We start from the raw sequence: 22,252 nt of genomic DNA, 5'->3' as shown, positions 1-22,252 counted from the left end.
CTACCGGAAGATGAACTGGGAACCCGGCTCGCGGACCACGTCGCCCACCGCGCATCCGGAGATGCTCACGTTCGTCAGCGTGGCGTCGCCGCGCGCGCTGCCCTGCGCGAGGACGCCGGCGCCGTTGAGGCACCCCGCGATGCGCACGTCGCTGATCCGCACACCCGGATAGGCGTTGCCGGCGGACTTGAACTGGATGCCGTCGTACGTGGAGTCCACGATCTCGGAGTCGCGGATGACGACGCCCTTGATCTCGGACTCCGGCGCGTACAGCGTGATGGCGCCGAACAGCTGCACGTCCTGCCAGAAGCGCCCGCCGGTGCGGTACAGCCCGTTGTTCGCCAGGGTCGTGGTGCCGCTGAACGGGATCGGGCTGTGGTCGGTCGCCAGCATGATGCCGGGGTAGTTCATCGTGTCGGCGACGATGTTGTTCTCGGCGGTGTTGCCGTAGCCGCCGTAGATGGCGATCCCGTTGGCGCGCCACGGAAGCTGGATCGTGTTGTTGGTGAACCGGTTGTCGTGCCCGACGTCCACCGACTGGTCGCGCACGTACTTGCTGGACCAGACGGCCAGCGCGTCGTCGCCGGTGGTGCGCAGCGCGGAGTTGAACACCTTCGAGTTGCGCGTGCCGTTGGAGAGGTTGATGCCGTCGGCGAACGTGTCCCGGATGCGCATCCCGGAGAACTCCACGCCGTCGCCCGGGTTCCAGTAGGCCGGCGTGTCGGTGTAGTCGCGGCCGACCCAGGCGCCCACGTTGACGTGTTCGATCCAGACGTTGCTCACCTTCGTGTTCTTCCCGAACCGGCCGTTGAGGCCGTGGCCGCGGTTGGCGCGGTTCGTGGTCATGCCGAAGATGGCGAGGTCGGAGAGCTGCACGTTGTCGTCGATGTCGAAGCCGACGTTGCCCTCGTGCGGATGGTTGATGTTGCCGGTGACGTTCTGCGGCTCGGTCGTCGTGTACAGCCTGGTGTGCCACATGCCGGCGCCCTTGATGACCGCGTTGCGCACACCCTTCTGGTTGTAGGTGCCGCGGTTCGGGTCCGGTGAGAGGATCTTCTGCTCCTGGCGCCACTCGCCGGCGGGGATCCAGACGCAGGCGATGACGCCGTTCTCGTCGTCGGTGACCGCGCGCTGGATGGCGTCGGTGTCGTCGAGCCCGTCGTTCGGCCGGGCGCCGTACTGCTCGATCGACGTGCACTCGGTCGGCTTCGACGCCGCCGGCGCCACCTGTTCGAGGTCGACGAGGTCGATGTAGTAGTACGCCGCGGTGTCGCCCGCGTCGCGCTGGAGCCGGAAGCGGGTGCCCGGCGGGTAGCTCTTCGCCAGCAGGGCGCTCGTCTCGTCGAAGAGCCGCCGCGCGTCCGGGGACGGCGTGTTGCTCAGCGCGTCGGTGAGGTCCGTGGTGCCGTACATCCAGCTGAACTTCGAGCTGAGCGTCAGCTTGCGCACGTACACGTCGTTCACGTACAGGCTGATGGTCGCCTCGATGCCGCCGCCCGCCGCCGCGTCCGGGATGGCGTTGCGCACCACGATGGAGTTCGCCTGCGCGGTGGAGGTGAACTCCACGAACTGCCCGGTCCGGTCGAGCTTCACCGACGCCCGGCCGGAGGACTCGGTGCCGAAGTTGGTGTGTGCGTAGGTGCGCTGCGCGTCGGCCGTCACGAGCGTTCCGTTGTGGCGGGCGGCCTCCGCCTCGTGCTCCTCGTACGGGACGGCCGCGCCGCGACCGACCACGACGGACTTCGTCTGCTGGTTGTTGGTCTCGTTGGTCTCGGCGACCGCGTTCGTCGCGTCGGCCGTGGCCGTCACGGTGGCGCCGCCGCTGGTGGCCGTCCAGGAGCCGCCGATCGCCACGTCGACCGTCGCGCCGGCCGCGACCGTGCCGGTGCTGCCGTTCAGCGTGGTGCCGCCGACGCTCACCCGGGTCGTCGAGGCCCCGGCCGCCGTCGTGCCCCGGTTGTTGACCGCCACGGTGAACGTCACGGGCGCGCCCACGGCCGGGTTCGCCGGGCTGGACGTGATGCCGACGACCTGCAGGTCCGGCCCGGGTGACTGGCCGACCGTGAGCGGCTGCGGCGCGGTGTGGGTGTTGTTGCCCTCGTTCGTCTCGGCGACCGTGCCGGCCGGGTCGACGAGCGCGGCGGCGGTGTAGGTGCCCTGCGCCTTGCGAACGCCGCCGACCGTCACGGTCGCCGATGCTCCCGCGGCGAGGCCGCCGACCTGGGCGGTGCCCGCGACGGCGCCGTTCAGGGTGACGTCGAGCGCGGTGGCCCCGGAGGCGGCGGTGCCCGCGTTGCGAACGGTGGCGCTGAACGCGATGGCGCTCGTCTCGTCCGGCGCGCTCGGCGTCCAGGACAGCCCGGTGACGACAAGATCCGGATTCGGCGCCCAGGTGCCGGTGACCCTCAGTTCGGCCACCTGCCCGCCCGGCGCACCGCTGTTCGCGTGGAACTTCAGCTGCACGTCCGCCACCCGGCCGCTCAGCGCGACGGTGACGGTGTTGGCGTTGCCCGACGGGCTGAACGAGTAGTCCGCCCGCGCCTTCAGCGTGCTGAACCCGGTCGCGCCCTGGGCCCGCCCGAGCACCTCGATCGACTGGGTGCGCGCCTGCCAGACCGGATCCGGGTTGAGCCTGATGACGACGGCGGTCACGTCGGCGTTCGCGCCGAGCCGCGCCGTGAGCGTCGACGGGTGGCCGGCGGCCTCCCAGTACGTGCCGATGTTGCCGTCATTGGCGTTGGCGGCGACGTAGTTCTGCGTGGCGGAGGAGGCCTCCAGGGGCTTGCCCGCCGCCAGGTCCGTGCCGCCCGGGTCTCCGGGGTCGGTGCCGCCGGGGCCCCACAGCTCCAGTTCGGAGAGCTGGCCGGCGGGCCATCCCGTGTTGCCGGTGATCGTCACGCGCACGTACCGGACGTTCGACTCGGTGAGCGCGATCGTCACCGTGTTGCCGCTGCCCGGGTCGAACAGCCGCCCCGAGGAGGCGGACAGGGTGCCGAAGTCGGTGCCGTTCGTGCTGCCCTGCACGGCGAGCGTCTCGGTGCGGGCGCCCCAGCCCGCGGGGAGCTTGAGGACGGCCCGGTTGATCGTGACGGCGCCGCCGAGGTCGACCTGCACGTACTGCGGGAACGCGCCCGACGCGCTCTCCCAGTAGGTGGCCTGGTTGCCGTCGGTGACGTTGGACGCGGGGTACTGGCCGTGCGCGCCGGAGGCCGTGGTCGGACGGCCCGCGGCGTGGTTGACGTCGGCCGCGGCGGCGGCGCTGGGGGTGATCGAGAGGCCGGTGGCGACGAGGACGGCCACCAGTCCGGCGCGGAGGGTTCGGGGGTGATTCATGCCCACTCCTGGCGGGAAGTTGCGGGGGTCAGAGCACTTTTTGCAGCGTTGTGACGACTTCTTTCATGAAGGGCATTCAACATTGCAGATGCACTGAGCCGGCGTCAACCGGCCGGGTTGGAAAGGGCGGGCCCGGGTACCTCGGCATGTGTCGATGGAAGGAGTCGCCATGCGCGCCACCCTCGCCCTGCTCCTCGTCCCGATCACCGCCGTCGCCGTCGCCGCTCCGGCGGCCGCCGCGCCGCCGACCGCCCCCGGCGCACCGGGCGCCACCCAGCAGACGCAGCCGGCCGACAAGGGCGGCTTCGGGACCGCGTACGGGGGTGACACCAGCCGGATCTGGTTCACGGTGCAGCGCGCGGGCGGGGCCGGCGAGCTGTTCTACCCCGACCTCGACACGCCGGCCGCGCGCCGGTTGGAGTTCGTCGTCGCCTCCGGTGGGAGCGCCGTCAGGGTGTCCGAGGCGAGCACGGTCGAGACGTCCGTTCCGGATCCGCGCAGCCTCTCCTTCCGTCAGGTGAACGTCTCTCGTGACGGCACCTGGCGCCTCGCCGTCACCTACGTGACCGACCCGCGCCGGCCGGTGCTCATGGCGCGGGTGGAGTTCAGTTCCCGTGCGGGGCAACGGCTCTACGCGCTCTACGACCCGTCGCTGAACGACAACGGCAACGACGACACCGGCTCCACAGTGGACGGTGCCCTGGTCGCCCGGGACGGCACGGGCGCCTCGTACCTGGCGGCCCGCCCCTCGTTCGGCGCCACCTCGTCGGGCTACGCGGGCACCAGCGACGGCTGGACCGACCTGCGTGCCGACGGCCGGCTCGACACCCGCTACGCCCGCGCCGCCGACCCGGGGAACGTCGTGCAGACCGCGGAGGTGCGGCTGTCGCACGGAAAGGCGACGCTCGCGCTCGGCTTCGACACCGACCCGGAGGCGTCGCTGCGCACCGGGTTCGACCGGGTGAACGCGGAGTACGCGCGGAGCTGGCACCGCTACGTCGGGCGGCTGCACCGGACACCGGCGTCCCTGACGACGCCCCGCGAGCGCGACCTCTACACCGTCTCGGCGATGGTCCTCGCGGCCAGTGAGGACAAGGCGAACCGCGGCGCGTTCGTGGCCTCGCCGAGCATGCCGTGGGTGTGGGGCACCGAGCAGCCCTCCGGCCCCTACTACCTGGTCTGGTCGCGCGACCTCTACCAGATCGCGACCGCGCTCATCGCGGCCGGCGACCGCGACGGCGCCCTGCGCGCGTTGGATTTCCTGTTCGAACGGCAGCAAAAGCCCGACGGCTCGTTCCCGCAGAACACCGACGTGCGCGGCGAACCCGTCTGGACCAGCCTGCAACTGGACGAGGTCGCGCTGCCGATCGTGCTCGCCGGGCAGCTCGGCCGCACCGACGCCGCCACCTGGGACCACGTGCGGCGGGCCGCCGACTTCCTGGTCAGCTACCCGGGCGCCCCGAACAGCCCGCAGGAGCGCTGGGAGAACCAGAGCGGTTACTCCCCGGCCACCATCGCGGCCGAGATCGCCGGCCTCGTCGTCGCCGCCCGCATCGCGCGGCAGAACGGCGACCCCGCCGCGTCGGCCCGCTACCTGGCCACGGCGGACGACTGGCAGCGGCGCGTGGAGTCCTGGACGGTGACCCGCACCGGCCCGTACGACCCGAAGCCGTACTACCTGCGGCTGACCAAGGACGGCAACCCCGACGCCGGCACCACGTACGCCATCGGCGACAGCGGGCCGTCCGGTGTGGACCAGCGTGCCGTCGTCGACCCCAGCTTCCTCGAACTGGTGCGCCTCGGCGCGAAGCGCGCGGGCGACCCGATCATCGCGAACACCCTGTCCGTGGTCGACGCCCAACTCTCCTACGACACGCCGATCGGCCGGTTCTGGCACCGGTTCACGTACGACGGCTACGGCGAGACGCTCACCGGCGGCCCCTGGAACTTCGACTTCCCCGCCGACTCCCGCGCCACCCGCGGCCGGGGCTGGCCGCTGTTCAACGGCGAACGCGGCGAGTACCAGCTGCTGGCCGGCGACCGGGCCGGTGCCCGGGGGCAGCTGCGCACGATGGCCGCCACTGCCGGCGCCGGCCTGATGATGGCCGAACAGGTCTGGGACACCCAACCCCCGGGCTTCCCGCCGGGCACCAACACCACCAGCGCCACTCCCCTGGCGTGGACCCACGCCCAGTACATCCGCCTCGCCGCGAACGTGGCCGCCGGCACCGTGGCCGAACGCCCCGCCGAGGTGGCATCGCGCTACGCCCCCTGACCCCGCCGATCTTGCAGTTGTGGCGCGGACATTACCGGCTGAAACCTGGCACGCCGGGCGCCACAACTGCAAGATCGACGCAGGCGCTCAGGTGGCGCTGTTCCGCATCGCGCGGATGCCCAGCGTCAGGCCGATCAGCGCGGTGAGCGCGGCGGCGGCCCCGCCGGTGAGCAGGGGGCGTAGGGCGAGGTCGCCCGCGAAGAGTGCGCGTTCCGCTTCCACGACGTAGGTCAGCGGGTTCGCGTGGGAGATCGCGCGGAGCCAACCCGGCGCGGTCGACAGCGGCAGCATCATCCCCGCCGTGATCATCAACGGGTACAGCAACGACTGCTGCACCACCCAGAACATCCACTCCTGCTTGCGCACGGCCAGCGCCAGCGCGTACGACAGCGCACCGAGCCCGACCCCGAACACCCCCAGGATCAGCAGCGCCACCGGTGCGCCCACCGGCGAGGGCCGGAACCCGAACGGGACGGTCAGCAGCACGATCAGCACCGCCTGCACGAGGAGCGGGAACAGTTCCTTGAGGGCCCGCCCGAGCAGCAGCGCCGGCCGGGCGAGCGGGGTGACGAGCATCCGTTCGTGGGCGCCGGTCTGGAGTTCGAACAGCAGGTTGGCTCCCGTGGCCGACGTGCCGAACATCCCGAGCATCACGAGCACGCCCGGCACGAACCACTGCAGCGACTCCCCGGTGGAGCCGTACACCAGCGGCCCGAAGAGTCCGAGGAACACCACCGGCTGCGCCAGCGCGATCGCCAGCGAGAACGGCTCCCGCAGGACCGGCCGCAGTTCGCGGGTGAAGACGATGCCGGTGTCGGTGACGAGCTTCATCGGGACTCCTCCCGGAGACTGCGGCCGGTCAGGGCGAGGAACACGTCGTCCAGCGTGGGCCGGGAGACCGCGGCGGTGACCACGTCGATGCCGGCGTCGCACAGTTCACGCAGCAGGGCCGGCAGCCGCGCCGGACCGTCCGGCACGCGGTATTCGACCGTGCTGCCGTCGACGGCCGGACCCGGCGGCGAGGCCGACAGCGAGGCAGCCCGCTTCGCGTCCAGCGGGTCGGCGAAGGTCAGTGTGATGCGGTCGCCCGCCAGCCGAGCCTTCAGCACCGGCGCGGTGTCGTCCGCGATGACCCGCCCGTGGTCGATGACGATGACGCGTTCGGCCATGGTGTCGGCCTCGTCGAGATAGTGCGTGGTCATGAAGATCGTGGTGCCGTCGCGCTCGCGCTGGCGCACGATGTGCTCCCACAGGTTGGCCCGGTGGTGCGGGTCGAGTCCGCTGGACGGCTCGTCGAGGAAGAGCAGTTCGGGGCGGTGGACGAGGCCCATGGCGACGTCGAGCCGGCGCCGCTGGCCGCCCGAAAGGGTACCGACGCCCCGGTCCGCGAACGACGAGAGGTCAAAGTCGGCCACCAGTTCGTCGGTGCGCCGGCGGGCCTCCACTGTGGACAGTCCGTGGCAGCGGCCCTGGGTGACCAGTTCGTCGCGGACGCGTTGGTGGTGGCCGGCGCTGTTGCCCTGGCCGATGTAGCCGATCCGCCGCCGCACACCGGCGGGGTCGGCCGTCACGTCGTGGCCGGCGACCTCCGCGCTGCCGGCGCTCGGCGGCAGCAACGTGGTGAGCATCCGCAGGGTGGTGGACTTACCGGCGCCGTTGGGCCCGAGGAACGCCACCAGCTCGCCGCGCCCCACGTCGAGGTCGACGCCGCGGACCGCCTCGACGGGTGGGCCTCCCTTCACCGCGAAGTCGCGCCGCAAATTCCGGGTTCTGATCATGGAGACGCTCCTACTCAAACTTGAGGGCCGGGCCAGCATAGAGCCACGGAAGGAGGCGACTCAAGTTTGAGTTACTCGTCGGCCATCGTGTAGGCGCCGCTGGACAGTCGGTCGATGAGGCCACGCGCCCACGCGATGTCGTTGTCCCCGGCCGTGCGCCAGTAGCCGAACAGCTCCGCCACGTGCCCCGGCGTCCCGGGGGGCAGTTGGCCGGCCCCGGCCGCCAGTTCGGCCTGCTGCTGCTCGGCCTCGGCGACCCGTTCCTTCAACAGGGCGATCGCGTCACCGCGGGGCAGCGACGTCATCAGGGCGAGCCCGGCACACAGCAGGTCGGGACGGGACAGCCGGTCCCGCAACGACTTGCGCAGCAGCCGCTGGAACTCCTCCTCGCCCGCCTCCGTCACCGCGTAGTCGACCCGGCCGGTGCACTCGTCGGTGTTCGCCTGGCGGAGCTTGCCCTCCTTCTCCATCTGGCGCAGCGCGTGGTAGATCGAACCCCACTTGACGTTGGCCCACTCGCCGGCGCCCCACGAGACCAGTTCGTTGTGGATCGCGTAGCCGTGGGCCGTGCCGAGGCCCCGCACCAGGCCGAGGATGAGCAGTCGCGTCGCCGACATGCCCTCCAGAGTAGTTACGGCCGTTGGCTGTTCAGCACCACCGCCGCCAGGGCCACCCGGGTCGAGACACCGACCTTGCGGTAGATGCGGCCCAGGTGGCTGTCCACCGTTCGCACGCTCAGGTACAGCTTGCCGGCGATCTCACTGCTGCTCAGGCCGGTGCTGGCCAGCGTCGCCACCTCCACCTCGCGCGCCGTCAGCGTCGCCAGCCGGCCGCCCGGTTCGGGGCCGAGCAGGGCCAGCCGGCGCCGCAGCGCGGCCACCTCGTCGCGCAGCCGCAGCGCGCCGCAGCGGCCCGCGAGCGTGTCGGCGGTGTCCAGCCACTGCGCCACACCCGTGGGATACCCCGCGTCCAGGCACTGGCCGGCGAGGACCACCAGGGTCCAGGCGGCCTCGACCGGCATCCGCCGTTCGGTGAACGCGTCCGCCGCGCGCTGCCCGTCGCGCACCGCACCCGCCAGGTCCCGGCGGGCGACCCGCACCCGCGCCACCGCCCGCCGCGCGTACGCCAGGCGGGTCCCGGAGGGCACGCGGTCCACGTGCGCGGCGGCCATCCCGGCGAAGCGTTCGGCCGCCCGCAGGTCGCCCCTTGCCAGCGCCGCCGCCGTCAGCGTCTCCCACGCGCGCACCCGACGCCACGGCGCCAGCCTCGGCAGACGGTCCCCGCCGCCGGCCGAGATCAGCAGCTCGCCGGCCGGTGCCGGTTCCCCCGAATGAAGAAGGACCTCGGCGAGGCCGCAGCGGGAGTCGATGGCCCAGGCCCACGGCATCCCCTCGCAGGTGGCGGCGGCCCGCGTCGCGGCCGCGACCACCGCGCCGCCCTCGTCGCGCCGGCTGCGCCACAGCAACGCCGACGAACGCAGCACCGCCACCACCGTGTGCACGTCGAGCGAGTTGTAGCGGCCGGCCAACCGGTCCGCCTCGTCCAGCGTGTCCAGCGCCGCGTCCAGGCGCCCCACCCGCAGCTGCACCTCGCCGAGCGTGCGCAGCACCGACGGCAGCCGGTCCGGCCGGCCCGAGTGGCGGGTCAGCGTCACCGCGCGCAGGAGGTGACGTTCGGCCTCGGGGAGCAGGCCGAGCAGCGCCTCCGCCGCCCCGACCCGGTGCGCGGCCGACAGGTGGCGCAGCGCCGCCGCGTCCGAGGCCGCGTCCAGCAGGCGCGCCGCCTGGTCGGCCGCCGCGCGGGCCGGCTCCAGGCGCAGCTGGTGGCCGTAGGAGAGGGCCGCGAGCCCGAGCGCGCCGGCCTCCGCCGTGGCGTCCCCCGCCGCGCGCGCGGTCTCGGCGGCGATCACGGCGTGCTGCGCACCCGTGACGTAGTCCATGGTGTCGATCGCGAGATCCGCCAGCTCCTCGTGCAGTGTCGTTTCCTTCTGCGGAACGTCTTTCTGCGGAACGGGCGACGCCGCGAAGCGTCCCAGCAACAGGTTCGCGTGGGAGAGCAGGAGCTGCGCCTGGGCCCAGCGCGGGTCGTTCGGCGGCACCAGGGTGCGTGCCGTGGTGAGCCACTCGGCGGCGGTGCGCGGGTCGACGTCCACCGTCTCGCGGGCCGCCTCGACCAGGGTCGTGCAGTGGTCGGGGCGTTCGGGGTCGGGTGCGCGCAGCACGTGCGGGGCCCGTCGGGCGGCCGCCGCGCCGCGCCGGGCCAGTTCGCGCTCGATCGCGCGGTGCAGGGTGCGGCGTTCCGCCTCGGGGACGGCCGCGTAGAGCACCCGGGCCAGCACGGGATGCCGCAGGTCCAGCAGGGGCGCCGTCGCGACGGGGCGTACGAGATCGGCCGCCAGCATCGCGTCGACCGCCGCCGCGGTCACCTCGGCGTCGCCGGCCACCGCGGTCAGCAGTTCCGGGGAGAACGGCTCCTGGAACGCCGCCGCCACCCGCGCCACCCGGGCCCACTCCGCCGGCAGCGCCGCGAACTCCTCGAGCAGTGCGGTGCCCACGCCGTCGGCCAGCGCCCGCATGTACCGCGGATTGCCCGCGCCCTCGGCGTACACCCGGTCCAGATCGGCCCGGTCACCGAGCAACTGCCGCGCCTCACCCGGCGTGAACGGCCCCAGCCGGAAGCACTCGACGTCCCGCAGCGCCCGGCGCAGCCCCGCTTTCAGCTGCCGGGGCCGGTAGGCGAGCACCACCAGCACCGAACGCAGCCGCGCCAGTTCCTCGACCACGTACGCGTGCGCGGCCGGCAGCCGGTGCAGGTCGTCCAGCAGCACCACGACCGGCCGGCCGGAGAGGGCGCGAACCGTCGGGACCAGTTCCCGCCAGCTCACCTTCCCCCCTGTGCTTGCGCGGCCGGGATCGGTGTCATCCGGGACGCGTTCCGGCACGCCGTCCCCGCTCCATGCGAAAGTGGGCACACCGGACCGCCGGGCCTCCGCGCCGACCGCCGCCACCAGGTGGGACTTGCCGATGCCCGGTTCCCCGGCGAAGGCCAGCACGGCACCCCGCCCGCCCGCCAACGCCGCGAACGCCTCGCGGCACCGCTCGCGTTCCGCCCGACGGCCGATCGCCGCCGCCTCGCCCGCCACAAGACCTGTTGTCGCCACCGGCCCTCCCCAGCTCTGGCTTTGCAGACTGTTCGGGGTGGCGGCCGTTCCGGACGGGTGCCGATTCCGATGAATTTTCGACGGCGGCTCCGGGGCGTCCGGAGCGCCCACGGCTTCGAACCCTGTGCATGGAAACGACGCTGGCGGCCGTCGAGCTCCTGGGGCGGCGCCTCACCCCGATCCCACCTGGTGAAATCGGTCCACTGTGGACGGTCGACGGCGTGGGCGACGTCCTTCCCGCGCTCGCCGTCGCACGGGCCGCCGGCGGCCTGGTCGAACGCGCCGCGCTGGAACCCGGCGCCGCGATCCCCCGGGTGCCCGCCGACGATCCGGCGCGGGTGTGGGTCGGTGCGTTCGACGCCGCCCGGGCGCACCCGTCGATCGACTTCACCGCGGTGGACTGCGTGCCGGGGCGGAGCATGCGCGCCGACGGCTCCTGGGTCGACGTGCTCGTCCCCGCGGCCGTGATCGACCACGCGGCGTCCGCCCGTGCCCGCGTCGACCTCGCTTCGCCCGTCCGGGTCCGCGTGGATCCGGGGCGGTCCGGGGCGGCGTCCGGGAGGTCGTTCGCGGCGGCGGCCGCGGGTGCCCTCCTGGAGTCGGTCGAACGCGACGCGGCACAGGCGGCGTGGGTCCTCCGGCCCCGGCTGCCCGCCCTGGACCCGGCGGCGGTGCCGGAGCCCTCCGCGGACTGGCCCACCGACCCGGACGACCCCGACCGCGCGGCCGAACGCCTCCTCGCCGACGTCCTGCGCGACCTCGACGCGGTGGTGCGCACGGTCCTGGTCCCCACCGACCTGCCCGGGGTGACGGTGGCGGTCACGCTCGCCGTCGAAGGCGCCCGGGGCGGTGCCGTCGGGGCGGGGTCGGCGGCCGGGTGGAACGCGCGGCGGGCGGTGCGGGAGTCGGCGCGCGAGGCGGTCGAGGTGCTGCTCACGCGGCGCGGGCTCGCCGGATCCGACGCCTCGGCCGCGCCGCCGCGGATCACCTGTGCCGGGAGCCGTGCGCGTTACTGGGCTTCCGAGGCGGGGGTACGCACCGCCCGGCGGTGGCTCGCCGACTGTGCCGTCACGCTGCGCGCACCCCGGCCGGTGCGGCTGGGCGCGGCGGACCCGACGCTTCAGGGCCTGCTCGCCGGGATCTTCGCCGCCGGCGTCGACCCCGTGCTCTGCGACCTCACCGCCCGCCTTCCCGACGAGGTGCGGCTGCGGGGGTGGCACGCCGTTCGGGCGGTGCCGCTGGGACACCAGATCCTGCGCGTCGACGAGACGCTCCCCTACACCTGGGCCCGCGGAAGGCTGCGCCGGCACGCCCGCCGCTGGGGCACGCGGGTGCTGCGCGACCTGGGCGAACAGCCACCCCACCCGTTCCGCTGAGGAGGGGAGTGTGGCGGGCCCCGCGTTGACGTCGCCCCTTTCGGTAGGCGAGCATGCCATTCGAACGGTATGCAGGAGGAACCCGGTGTGAGTCCGGGGCGGTCCCGCCACTGTCACCGGAGCGCGACGCTCCGGGAGCCAGGAACTCCGGCCGTTCGCTCGGCCACTACTGCGGGCGTGGACACCCGCGGAAGGGATACTGACGCGTGTTTCCGTTCTCCGCGATCGTCGGACTCGACGACCTGCGGCTCGCTCTGCTGCTCAACGCCGTCTCCCCCGGGATCGGCGGTGTGCTGGTCCGGGGCGAGAAGGGCACCGCCAAGTCGACCATGGTGCGGGCGCTCGCCGCGCTGCTGCCGCCGGTGACGACCGTCGTGGGGTGCCGGTTCGGGTGTGATCCCGCCGCCCCGGACGCCGTGTGCCCGGACGGGCCGCACGACCCCGGGGCACCCGCCGCCACCGCTGCGGCCCGGCTCGTGGAGCTGCCCGTGGGCGCCACCGAGGACCGGGTCGTCGGCGCGCTCGACCTGCAGCGGGCCCTCACCGAGGGGGTCAGGGCCTACGAGCCCGGGCTGCTCGCCGCGGCCCACCGCGGGGTGCTCTACGTCGACGAGGTGAACCTGCTCCCCGACCACCTGGTCGATCTTCTGCTGGACGCCGCCGCGATGGGGCGTTCCTATGTCGAACGGGACGGGGTGTCGGTGCGCCACGCCGCCCGGTTCCTGCTCGTCGGCACCATGAACCCCGAAGAGGGCGAACTGCGGCCGCAGCTGCTGGACCGGTTCGGGCTGACCGTCGACGTGGCGGCGCCGCGGCAGCCGTCCGCGCGGGCCGAGGTGGTGCGCCGGCGCCTGGCGTACGAGGCCGCCCCGGAGGAGTTCGCCGGCCGGTGGGACACCGACGAGGCCGCCCTCGCCGGGCACATCGCCGCCGCCCGCGAACGCCTCCCCGGGGTACTGCTGCCCGACGCCGAGCTGACCCGCATCGCGACGGTGTGTGCCGCGTTCGACGTCGACGGGCTGCGCGCCGACATCGTCGTGGCCCGAACGGCCGTCGCGCTCGCCGCGTGGCACGGGCGGCCCCGGGTCATCGAGGCGGACGTGCGGGACGCGGCGCGGCTGGCCCTGCCGCACCGGCGGCGGCGCGACCCGTTCGACGCGCCGGGGCTGGACGAGGGGCAGCTCGACAAGGCGATGGAGGAGGCGCGCGCGGCCGTCGAGGCGGAACACGGGCCGGACGGACCCGACGACGACCCGCCGCCCGGACGGCGCGACACCGACGCCGACACCCCGGACGACGACCGCGCCGCCGCCGATCACGCAGCGGCCGACAGCCGGGCCGACGACAGCGGGCCGGACCGGGACGCACCCCAGCCGACCGCCCAGGCGCCCGACGAGGAGCCGGCCGCCGCATCCGACCCCGCACCAGCGAATGCCACGCCTCGGGACGGCGGTCCCGACGGGCGGGACGAGCGGCGGCCGTCCGGCATCGGCGAATCACTGCAACGGCCGGACGAGAAGACGTTCAAGACAAAACTGCTGGCGGTGCCGGGGACCGGGACGGGAGCTCGGGCCGGGCGGCGCTCCGCGGCCTGGACCCGTAGTGGGCGGGTCGTCGGGGCGCGGACGCCGCGCGGGCGGGTGACCAGCGTGCACCTGCCGGCCACCCTGACCAGCGCGGCCGCCTCCGGGCGACGGCGCCCGCTCGCCGACGACCTGCGCGAGTCCGTCCACAAGGGACGCGAAGCAAACCTCGTGCTCTTCGTCGTCGACGCCTCCGGCTCGATGGCCGCCAGCCGGCGGATGCGGGCCGTCAAGGGCGCCGTCCTGAGCCTCCTGCGCGACGCCTACCAGCGGCGGGACAAGGTCGGGCTGATCACGTTCCGGGGTACCGGGGCCGAACTCGTCCTCCCGCCCACCACCAGCCACGAGATCGCCGCGGTGCGCACCCGCGACCTGCGCACCGGCGGCCGCACCCCGCTCGCCGACGCGCTGCTGCTGACCGCCCGCACCGTGCGCACCCACGGGCTGCGCGACCCGCACCGGCGGGCCCTCGTCGTGCTCGTCACCGACGGCCGGCACACCATGGGAGCCGACCCGGCCACGGTCGCCCCGATCCTGCGCGGGACGGCCACCGTCGTGGTCGACTGCGAGTCCGGGCCGGTGCGACTCGGCCTCGCCGCCCGCCTGGCCGTCACCCTGGACGCCGAGCACCTGCCCGTATCGGAGCTTTCGGCGGAACTGCTTCGTGACACCCGGATCGGAAGGGCGGCCTGATGCCACAGGGCAAGCCGGAACACGTTCCCGACGACGGGCTCACCACCCGCCAGCGCCGCACCCAACAGGTCCTCGCCGTGCACACCGGCACCGGCAAGGGCAAGTCGACGGCGGCGTTCGGGATGGCGCTGCGCGCGTGGAGCGTCGGCTGGTCGATCGCGGTGTTCCAGTTCGTGAAGAGTCCCAAGTGGAAGGTCGGCGAGGAGTCGGCCCTGCGCACGCTCGGCGAGAGCGGCAAGGGCGGCGCGGTCACCTGGCACAAGATGGGCGAGGGCTGGTCCTGGCTGGCCCGCCCCGGCGACGAACGCGACCACGCGGCCGAGGCCGCCGAGGGCTGGGCGCAGATCAAGCGCGACCTGGCGTCCTCGGCCTATCAGTTCTACGTGCTGGACGAGTTCACGTATCCGATGCACTGGGGCTGGATCGACGTCGAGGACGTGGTGAACACCCTGCGCGAACGCCCACCCACCCAGCACGTCGTCATCACCGGCCGGTACGCCGCGCCGGCCCTGGTCGACGCCGCCGACCTGGTGACCGAGATGACGAAGATCAAGCATCCGATGGACGCCGGCCGCAAGGGGCAGCGGGGCATCGAGTGGTAGCGCGGCTGGTCGTCGCCGCACCCGCCTCCGGGCACGGCAAGACGACGGTCGCCACGGGGCTGCTCGCGGCGTTCGCGGCGCGGGGCGTCTCCGTGGCCGGCTTCAAGGTCGGGCCGGACTACATCGACCCCGGCTACCACGCGCTGGCCGCCGGCCGGCCCGGGCGCAACCTCGACCCGGTGCTCGTGGGCGAAGCGCTGATCGCGCCGCTGTTCGCACACGGCGCCGCCGGTGCCTCGCTGGCGATCGTCGAGGGGGTCATGGGGCTGTACGACGGGCGCACCGGGGCCGGGTCGTTCGGCTCGACGGCGCACGTCGCCCGGCTGCTCGACGCGCCGGTGGTGCTGGTGGTGGACGCCGCCGCGCAGGGGCGTTCGGTCGCCGCGCTGGTGCACGGGTTCCGGACGTTCGAGCCGGAGGTGCGCATCGCCGGCGTGATCCTCAACCGGGTGGGCTCGTTCCGGCACGCCGACCTGCTGCGGGAGGCGCTGGACGAGGTGGGCACGCCGGTGCTCGGGACCCTGTACCGCAGCGACGCGGTGTCGGCCCCGTCGCGGCACCTCGGCCTCGTCCCGGTCGTCGAACGGCACGCCGCCGCGGCGGCCTCCGTGGACGCGCTCGCGGCGCTGGTGCGCGAGTCGGTGGATCTGGAGGCGGTGCTGGCGGTGGCACGGTCGGCGGGACCGCTCGCCGCTTCGGCCTGGTCGGCGGAGGACGCGGTGCGTTCCGCGGCCGCGGGCGGGGCGCGGCCGGTCGTCGCCGTGGCCGGCGGGGCGGCGTTCTCGTTCGGCTACGCGGAGACGACCGAGCTGCTCGCCGCCGCCGGCGCGGAGGTCGTCCCCTTCGACCCGCTGCACGACGAGTCGCTCCCCACCGGCACGGCCGGTCTCGTGATCGGCGGCGGCTTCCCCGAGGTCTACGCCCCGGAGCTGTCCCGCAACACCGCGCTGCACAGGGCGGTCGCCGACCTGGCCGCCCGCGGCGCCCCGATCGCCGCCGAGTGCGCCGGCCTCCTCTGGCTGTGCCGCACCCTGGACGGCGCCCCGATGTGCGGCGTTCTCGACGCGTCGGCCGTCATGAGCGAACGCCTCACCCTCGGCTACCGGGACGCCGTCGCGCTCACCCCGTCGTGGCTGGGCGGGGCCGGCACCCGCGTGACCGGGCACGAGTTCCACCGGACGATCGTGACGCCAATGGCCGGCGGACCGCTCCCGGCACCCACCACCGGCACGCCCACCGGACATCGGCCGGCAAAGCCAATGGCCGGCGGACCGCTCCCGGCACCCACCACCGGACATCGGCCGGCGCCGCCGGACGGCGGGCCGGCGTGGCGGTGGGCCGGCGGGGAGCCGCAGGGCTTCGTGCGGGACGGGGTGCACGCCTCCTACCTGCACCTGCACTGGGCCGGCCATCCCGGGATCGCGGGCAACCTGGTCCGCGCCGCGGGGAGGACGACGGCATGCGTCTGATCGGCGTGGGCATGGGCCCCGGCGACCCCGAACTGGTCACCGTCAAGGCCGTCCGGGTGCTCAGCGAGGCGGACCGGGTGTTCGTGCCGGTGCTGGACGGCACCGACACCGGCCGGGCCGAGGCGACGGTGCGCGCGCACGCGGGTCACGACCGCATCGAGCGCCTCGTCTTCGCGCTCAACGAACGCACGGACGCGGCCCGCCGCGAACGCCACTGGGACGCCGCCGGCGCCCGCATCGTCGAGTGGCTGCGCGCGGCCGGCGGGACGGCGGCGTTCGCCACGATCGGCGACCCGAACGTCTACTCCACCTTCACGTACCTCTCGCAGACCGTGCACGCGCTCCTGCCGGAGGCCGTCATCGAGACGGTGCCGGGCGTCACGGCGATGCAGGCGCTGGCCGCGGCGGCGAATGTTCCGCTGTCCGAGGGGACCGAACCGCTCACGCTGCTGCCGCTCGCGCGTGGGGGCGTGGCGCCACTGCGGGAGGCGCTGGCGAACGACGGTTCCGTGGTGGTGTACAAGGCCGGCCGGCACCTGTCCGAGGTGGCCGAGGCGGTCAAGGAGGCCGGGCGGGAAGCCGTTCTGGGCACGCATCTGGGGTTGCCGGACGAGCGGGTCGACCGGCTGTCCGATGTGGACGGTGCCGCACCGTATCTGTCCACTGTGTTCGTTCCTGCGGTGCGCACGTCCCGAGGGGGAAAGATATGACGGGCCGGGTCACTTTTGTCGGGGCGGGGCCGGGGGCCGCGGATCTCATCACCGTGCGCGGGGCCGAGGCGATCCGCGCCGCCGACGTGGTGGTGTGGGCCGCCAGCCTGGTGCACGAGGACGTGCTGCGCTACGCCGCGCCGGGTGCCGAGATCGTCGACTCCTCCACGATCCCGCTGGAGTCCACTGTGGACATCTACCGGCGGGCCGCCGCCGAGGGACTGCATGTCGTGCGGCTGCACTCCGGCGACCCCGGCCTGTGGGGCGCACTGCAGGAGCAGCTCGACGCGTGCGCCGAGATGGGATTGGCGGTCGAGGTGATCCCGGGCGTGTCGGCGTTCTCGGCGGTCGCCGCCGCCGGTCTGCGGGAACTGACGGTGCCCGAGGTCGCCCAGTCGGTGATCCTGACCCGGCTCGAGGGCGGCAAGACGCCCATGCCGGAGCGGGAGTCCATCGCGGAGTTCGCCCGGCACGGCACGACGATGGCGGTGTTCCTGTCGGCGGCGCGCACGAAGCAACTGGCGACCGAACTCCTCGCCGGCGGCTACCCGCCGGAGACGCCCGTGCTCATCGGGTACCGCGTCACCTGGCCGGACGAGCTGCTGGTGCGCGCCACGATCGCCACGCTGGAGGAGACCGTCAAGGCGCACAAGCTGTGGAAGCACACGCTCTTCCTGGTCGGGCCGGCCCTCGACGCCGGCGGCACGCGCAGTCATCTGTACCACCCCGGCCACTTCCACGGGTTCCGCCGGGCCGAACCGGCCGCGCGGGCCCGCCTGCGAGCATCCGGTGCGTGAACCGGTAGCGGTGCTCGGCGTCGACGGCGGCGCCCTCTCGGCTCGGGCGGGCGCGTTCCTCGCCGGGGCGACGCTGGTCGTCGGCGGCACCCGCCACCTGTCCACAGTGAACGGCATCCCCGCGTCGGCCGAACTTCTTCCGCTCGGCAACGTCGAGTCCGCCCTCACCCGGATCCGTGCGCACCCGGGGCGCACGGTGGTGCTGGCCAGCGGCGACCCGGGGTTCTTCGGCATCCTGCGGGCGATCCGCCGGGCGGCGCTGCCCTGCGTGGTCGAACCGGCGATCTCCTCGGTGGCGCTGGCGTTCGCCCGGCTCGGTCTCCCCTGGGACGACGCGGTGGTCGTCTCGGCCCACGGCACCACCGGCGAACGCGCCCTGCGCCGCGCGGTCAACGCCTGCAGGGCCCACTCGACGGTGGCTGTCCTGACCGGCCCGGGCGCCGGCCCCGACGAACTGGCGGCCGCGCTGCCGGGCAGACGCCTGGTGGTGGCCTCCCGCCTGGGCCACCCGGACGAACGCGTCGGCGAGTACCCCGACGCGGCGGACTGGCCCGCTCCGACGGTCGTCCTCGCCCTCCCGCCGAGGCTCGACAACACCGCCCGCGCCGGTGCCGCCTTCTACGAACGGGTCCCGATCGTGTCGGAGGCCGGCTGGCTTGCCGGTGCGCCGGCGGCCCCCGATCGGTGGGCGCTGCCGGAGAGTGCGTTCGAGCACCGGGACTCCATGATCACGAAGGCCGAGATCCGGGCCCTCGTGCTGGCGCGGCTCGGACCCCGCACCGGCGACCTCGTGTGGGACGTCGGGGCGGGCAGCGGCTCCGTCGCGGTCGAGTGCGCGCGCTTCGGCGCCGCGGCCGTGGCGGTCGACCGGGACGCCGACGCGTACAGCCCGATCGTGCACAACGCGGCCGTGTACGGGGTCGAGGTCGACGTGGTGATCGATACCGCACCCGCCTGCCTCGAACGGCTGCCCGACCCCGATGCCGTCTTCGTCGGCGGCGGCGGGCTGGACGTGCTCGCGGCGTGCGCGGCCCGGCGGCCCGCGCGGCTGGTGGCGGCGTTCGCGGCCGTCGAACGGGTCGGGCCGGCGCTCGCGGCCATGACGGCGGCGGGGTACGCCGCGGAAGGCACACAGCTGCAGGCGAACCGCCTCTCGCCGCTGCCCGACGGCACGCACCGCCTGGCGGCCGTCAACCCGGTGACCGTCCTGTGGGGAGTTCTCTCATGATCGCGCTCGTCGCGGTGACACCCGGCGGGCGGGGCCTGGCACAACGCCTCGCCGCCGCCTGGCCCGACCGCACCACCGTCCACAGTGGACCGGCCGCCGACCAGCTCGCGGCCGCCTGGCCGAACGCCGACGCCGTCGTCTGCTTCCTCGCCACCGGCGCGACCGTACGCCTCATCGCGCCGCTGCTCGCCGACAAGCACACCGACCCCGGGGTGGTCTGCGTCGACGAGGCCGGCCGGTTCGCGGTCGCGCTCTGCGGCGGCCACGACGGCGGCGCGAACGCCCTCGCCGAGTCGGTCGCGCGGGTGCTGGGCGCGACGCCGGTCGTCACGACGGCCACGGACGCGGTCGGCATCACGCCGCTCGACGGCTTCGGCGCCGACCTCGGCTTCCACCTGGCGACCCCGGAGCGGGTGGCCCGGGCGACGACGGCGGTCCTGTCCGGCGCGGAGATCCGCGTCCGGTCCGACGCCACCTGGCCCGTCCCACCCCTCCCGGCTCCGACGTCGACCGGTGTCGTCACGCTTGTCGTGTCGGATCGGCGCGACGCCGTCGGGGATCTCGTGTACCGGCCGCCGTCGCTGGTCGTGGGCGTCGGGGCCAGCCGGGGGGCGCCCGCCGAGGAGATCTCCGCGCTGATCGACGCCGCCCTGGAGGGCCTCGCGCCCGAGTCCGTGCGCGCGATCGCCACCGCCGACATCAAGGCCGACGAGCCCGGCATCCGCGCCGTCGCTCAAGCGCGGGGCTGGCCGGTCGTGACGTTCACGGCGGCGGAGCTGTCCACTGTGGACGTACCGAATCCCTCCGAGGTGGTCCGCGACGCGGTGGGGACGCCGAGCGTGGCCGAGGCCGCCGCGCTGCGGGCCGCGGGAGTGGCCGGGCGTCGGAGCGACCTGGTGGTCCAGAAGCTCGTGGGAACGATGAGCACGGTGGCCGTCGCGCGGGTCGTTCCGCGGGGGCGGCTGACGCTCGTCGGGCTCGGGCCGGGTGCGGAGGACCTGCGGGCGCCGCGGGCCGAGCGGGCGCTGCGCCGGGCCAGTGTGGTCGTCGGGCTGGACCAGTACGTCGACCAGATCCGCCACCTGCTCCCCCCGGGCACCCGGGTCGAGGAGAGCGGCCTCGGCGCCGAGGAGGAACGCGCCGCCACCGCCGTCGCGCTGGCCACCGCGGGGCACGCGGTCGCGCTGATCGGCTCCGGCGACGCGGGGATCTACGCGATGGCCTCGCCGGCCCTGCAACTGGCCGGCGACGACGTGGACGTCGAGGCCGTTCCCGGGATCACGGCCGCGGTCGCCGCCGCCGCGCGGCTGGGTGCGCCGCTCGGCCACGACCACGCCTATCTCTCCCTGTCGGACCTGCACACGCCGTGGCCGGTGATCGAGGAACGGGTGCGCGCGTGCGCCGTCGCCGACCTCGTCGTCTGCCTGTACAACCCGCGCAGCCTGAAGCGGCGCACGCAGTTCGGCACGGCGCTGGACGTGCTGCGCGGACACCGGCCGAAGGACACCCCGGTGGGCATCGTGCGCGACGCCACCCGCCCGGGCGAACGGGTCACCCTCACGACGCTCGCCGACCTCGACGAGGACGCGGTGGACATGCTGAGCGTCGTCATCGTCGGTTCGTCGCGCACCACCCTCACCGGCGGACGGATGGTCACGCCCCGGGAGTACCGATGGCTCGCGTGAGAACGGTGCACCCCATCGAGGCCGAGTCGTACCGCATCCTGCGGGCGAGCGTGGACACCACGCACCTGCCGCCGCTGACCCGCGACGTCGCCGAACGCATCGTCCACACCACCGCCGACCCCGAGTGGGTGGGCGACCTGGTCACCACGGAGGAGCACCTCAGCGCCGGCCGGGCGGCACTCGTCGCGAGGCGGCCGCTCGTCGTGGACGTGGCGATGGTGCGGGCCGGCATCACGACGTTCGACAGCATCTGCCGACTGCCGGAGAGCGCGACGGACGGGCTCACCCGAAGCGCGGCGGGCATCCGGAGGGCCGCGGAGGAGGCCGCGGACGGCGCGGTCTGGGTGATCGGCAACGCCCCGACGGCCCTGTACGAACTGCTCCGGCTCTGCGCGACCGGCGCGGTGCGCCCGGCCCTGGTCGTCGGGCTCCCCGTGGGATTCGTCGGAGCGGCGGAGTCCAAGGCGGCCCTGCGCGCCTCGGGCCTGCCCCAGCTCTCCAACCGCAGCGCGAAGGGCGGCGCCGCGGTGGCCGCGGCCGCGGTCAACGCCCTGCTGTACGGAAACCCCCTCGAAGACGGAGATCCATCCACATGATCGGTCTACTCATCGCCGGGCACGGCAGCGCCGACGAGGCGGGTGCGGCGCAGTTCCGCCTCTTCGCCGAACGCGTCGCCAAGCGCCTGGCCGCCGACGACACCCCGGTGGCGGGGGGATTCATCGAGCTGTCCGCCCCGCCGATCCGCGACGCGGTGTCGGCCCTGGTGGACGCCGGCGCCACCCGGCTCGGCACGGTGCCGCTGATGCTGGTGGCGGCCGGGCACGCCAAGGGCGACATCCCGGCGGCCCTCGCCCGCGAGCAGGAACGCCACCCGGGCCTGCGCATCGCCTACGGCCGGCCGATCGGCCCGCACCCGAGCGTGCTGGCGCTGCTGCGGGAACGCCTCGCCGAGGCCGGCGCCGACGCGGCCACGACCGTGCTGCTGGTCGGCCGCGGCTCCTCGGACCCGGACGCCAACGCCGAGGTCGCCAAGGTGGCGCGGCTGCTCGCGGAGACCACGGACGTGGCCGGCGTGGAGTACGCGTTCGTCTCGCTGGCGCCGCCGGCGGTGGCGGCCGGCCTGGATCGCTGTGCCCGCCTCGGCGCCGAACGGGTCGTCGTGCTGCCGTATTTCCTGTTCACCGGAATCCTGCCGGTGCGGGTGGCGAGCCAGGCGGCGGCCTGGGCTGCCGAGCACCCCGCGGTGCCCGTGGTGACGGCCGACGTCCTCGGCGACTGCGACGAGCTCGCGGACGTCGTCATCGAGCGCTATCGCGAGGCGCTCACCGGCGATATCCGGATGAACTGCGACACGTGCCTGTACCGGATCGCGCTCCCCGGACACGAGCACCGGGTGGGTGCCGCACAGGTCCCGCACCACCATCCCGACGATTCGAGCCACGGCGGTCACCACCACTATCACCACCACTAACGCGCAGGTGACCGGGGCCACCGGCTTGGCACCGACCTGGCAGACTGCACGGAGGCGTCGCGCAGTGGCGGATCACGCTGCCCGCGTGCCGA

16 protein-coding genes and 1 riboswitch are annotated in these 22,252 nt (G+C 74.2%); of the genes, 11 read left to right on the top strand and 5 right to left on the bottom strand.

Annotated elements, in window-relative coordinates:
• Positions 1-3,333, bottom strand: a complete 3,333-nt coding sequence (locus Val02_RS22440) for a CARDB domain-containing protein (protein ID WP_203901112.1) — start codon at positions 3,331-3,333, stop codon at positions 1-3.
• A gap of 169 nt (positions 3,334-3,502) precedes the next feature.
• Here Val02_RS22440 and Val02_RS22435 point away from each other — a divergent pair, with 169 nt between their 5' ends.
• A complete protein-coding gene (locus Val02_RS22435; RefSeq protein WP_239153245.1) occupies positions 3,503-5,608 on the top strand; it encodes a glycoside hydrolase family 15 protein in 2,106 nt (701 codons plus the stop codon).
• An 87-nt stretch (positions 5,609-5,695) separates the two neighbouring features.
• Here the strand turns inward: Val02_RS22435 and Val02_RS22430 are convergent, their stop codons facing one another.
• From Val02_RS22430 to Val02_RS22415, 4 genes are all read right to left on the bottom strand, one after another.
• On the bottom strand, positions 5,696-6,439 hold the full coding sequence (locus Val02_RS22430) for an ABC transporter permease (protein ID WP_203901110.1): 744 nt from the start codon (positions 6,437-6,439) through the stop codon (positions 5,696-5,698).
• Positions 6,436-7,386, bottom strand: a complete 951-nt coding sequence (locus tag Val02_RS22425) for an ATP-binding cassette domain-containing protein (RefSeq protein WP_203901109.1) — start codon at positions 7,384-7,386, stop codon at positions 6,436-6,438. The genes Val02_RS22430 and Val02_RS22425 overlap by 4 nt, the downstream gene beginning before the upstream one ends.
• Positions 7,387-7,457: 71 nt before the next feature.
• The gene (locus Val02_RS22420; RefSeq protein WP_203901108.1) at positions 7,458-8,003 is read right to left on the bottom strand and encodes a PadR family transcriptional regulator; all 546 of its coding nucleotides are present in this window, start codon (positions 8,001-8,003) and stop codon (positions 7,458-7,460) included.
• 14 nt (positions 8,004-8,017) lie between these two features.
• The gene (locus Val02_RS22415; protein ID WP_203901107.1) at positions 8,018-10,546 is read right to left on the bottom strand and encodes a LuxR C-terminal-related transcriptional regulator; all 2,529 of its coding nucleotides are present in this window, start codon (positions 10,544-10,546) and stop codon (positions 8,018-8,020) included.
• 128 nt (positions 10,547-10,674) lie between these two features.
• On the opposite strand from Val02_RS22415, the gene Val02_RS22410 reads away from it, so the two are divergent.
• The 10 genes from Val02_RS22410 to Val02_RS22365 all read left to right on the top strand — a co-directional run bounded on the left by Val02_RS22410 (position 10,675) and on the right by Val02_RS22365 (position 22,160).
• On the top strand, positions 10,675-11,922 hold the full coding sequence (locus Val02_RS22410) for a YcaO-like family protein (RefSeq protein ID WP_203901106.1): 1,248 nt from the start codon (positions 10,675-10,677) through the stop codon (positions 11,920-11,922).
• Positions 11,923-11,970: 48 nt separating this feature from the next.
• Positions 11,971-12,092: riboswitch (cobalamin riboswitch) on the top strand.
• A gap of 36 nt (positions 12,093-12,128) precedes the next feature.
• Positions 12,129-14,198 carry a magnesium chelatase subunit D family protein gene (locus tag Val02_RS22405; RefSeq protein WP_203901105.1) on the top strand — a complete coding sequence of 690 codons (2,070 nt, stop codon included), beginning with the start codon at positions 12,129-12,131 and terminating at the stop codon, positions 14,196-14,198.
• Positions 14,198-14,800, top strand: coding sequence for a cob(I)yrinic acid a,c-diamide adenosyltransferase (cobO, locus tag Val02_RS22400; RefSeq protein WP_203901104.1), 603 nt, complete (start codon positions 14,198-14,200; stop codon positions 14,798-14,800). The genes Val02_RS22405 and cobO overlap by 1 nt, the downstream gene beginning before the upstream one ends.
• On the top strand, positions 14,794-16,269 hold the full coding sequence (locus Val02_RS22395; protein WP_203901103.1) for a cobyrinic acid a,c-diamide synthase CobB: 1,476 nt from the start codon (positions 14,794-14,796) through the stop codon (positions 16,267-16,269). Before cobO ends, Val02_RS22395 begins: the two co-directional genes overlap by 7 nt.
• The gene (gene cobI, locus Val02_RS22390) at positions 16,260-16,979 is read left to right on the top strand and encodes a precorrin-2 C(20)-methyltransferase (RefSeq protein WP_203901102.1); all 720 of its coding nucleotides are present in this window, start codon (positions 16,260-16,262) and stop codon (positions 16,977-16,979) included. Before Val02_RS22395 ends, cobI begins: the two co-directional genes overlap by 10 nt.
• A complete protein-coding gene (gene cobM / locus Val02_RS22385; protein WP_203901101.1) occupies positions 16,976-17,776 on the top strand; it encodes a precorrin-4 C(11)-methyltransferase in 801 nt (266 codons plus the stop codon). The genes cobI and cobM overlap by 4 nt, the downstream gene beginning before the upstream one ends.
• Positions 17,769-19,004, top strand: coding sequence for a precorrin-6y C5,15-methyltransferase (decarboxylating) subunit CbiE (gene cbiE, locus Val02_RS22380; RefSeq protein ID WP_239153244.1), 1,236 nt, complete (start codon positions 17,769-17,771; stop codon positions 19,002-19,004). The genes cobM and cbiE overlap by 8 nt, the downstream gene beginning before the upstream one ends.
• On the top strand, positions 19,001-20,689 hold the full coding sequence (cobJ, locus tag Val02_RS22375; protein ID WP_203901100.1) for a precorrin-3B C(17)-methyltransferase: 1,689 nt from the start codon (positions 19,001-19,003) through the stop codon (positions 20,687-20,689). Before cbiE ends, cobJ begins: the two co-directional genes overlap by 4 nt.
• Positions 20,677-21,285 carry a precorrin-8X methylmutase gene (locus Val02_RS22370; protein WP_203901099.1) on the top strand — a complete coding sequence of 203 codons (609 nt, stop codon included), beginning with the start codon at positions 20,677-20,679 and terminating at the stop codon, positions 21,283-21,285. The genes cobJ and Val02_RS22370 overlap by 13 nt, the downstream gene beginning before the upstream one ends.
• Positions 21,282-22,160, top strand: a complete 879-nt coding sequence (locus Val02_RS22365) for a sirohydrochlorin chelatase (protein WP_203901098.1) — start codon at positions 21,282-21,284, stop codon at positions 22,158-22,160. The genes Val02_RS22370 and Val02_RS22365 overlap by 4 nt, the downstream gene beginning before the upstream one ends.
• Positions 22,161-22,252 lie beyond the last annotated feature (92 nt).

Origin of the sequence: Virgisporangium aliadipatigenens (assembly GCF_016863615.1) — a bacterium.
In the GTDB taxonomy this organism is placed as follows: domain Bacteria; phylum Actinomycetota; class Actinomycetes; order Mycobacteriales; family Micromonosporaceae; genus Virgisporangium; species Virgisporangium aliadipatigenens.
Note: the sequence above shows the minus strand (reverse complement) of the source record. Positions and strands in the feature narration are given on the sequence as shown.

Bases quoted from the DNA above. Each gene is read 5' to 3' on its own strand.
- Val02_RS22440 (WP_203901112.1), bottom strand. From the start codon at position 3,333: ATGAATCACCCCCGAACCCTCCGCGCCGGACTGGTGGCCGTCCTCGTC.
- Val02_RS22435 (WP_239153245.1), top strand. From the start codon at position 3,503: ATGCGCGCCACCCTCGCCCTGCTCCTCGTCCCGATCACCGCCGTCGCC.
- Val02_RS22430 (WP_203901110.1), bottom strand. From the start codon at position 6,439: ATGAAGCTCGTCACCGACACCGGCATCGTCTTCACCCGCGAACTGCGG.
- Val02_RS22425 (WP_203901109.1), bottom strand. From the start codon at position 7,386: ATGATCAGAACCCGGAATTTGCGGCGCGACTTCGCGGTGAAGGGAGGC.
- Val02_RS22420 (WP_203901108.1), bottom strand. From the start codon at position 8,003: ATGTCGGCGACGCGACTGCTCATCCTCGGCCTGGTGCGGGGCCTCGGC.
- Val02_RS22410 (WP_203901106.1), top strand. From the start codon at position 10,675: ATGGAAACGACGCTGGCGGCCGTCGAGCTCCTGGGGCGGCGCCTCACC.
- cobO (WP_203901104.1), top strand. From the start codon at position 14,198: ATGCCACAGGGCAAGCCGGAACACGTTCCCGACGACGGGCTCACCACC.
- cobI (WP_203901102.1), top strand. From the start codon at position 16,260: ATGCGTCTGATCGGCGTGGGCATGGGCCCCGGCGACCCCGAACTGGTC.
- cobM (WP_203901101.1), top strand. From the start codon at position 16,976: ATGACGGGCCGGGTCACTTTTGTCGGGGCGGGGCCGGGGGCCGCGGAT.
- cobJ (WP_203901100.1), top strand. From the start codon at position 19,001: ATGATCGCGCTCGTCGCGGTGACACCCGGCGGGCGGGGCCTGGCACAA.
- Val02_RS22370 (WP_203901099.1), top strand. From the start codon at position 20,677: ATGGCTCGCGTGAGAACGGTGCACCCCATCGAGGCCGAGTCGTACCGC.
- Val02_RS22365 (WP_203901098.1), top strand. From the start codon at position 21,282: ATGATCGGTCTACTCATCGCCGGGCACGGCAGCGCCGACGAGGCGGGT.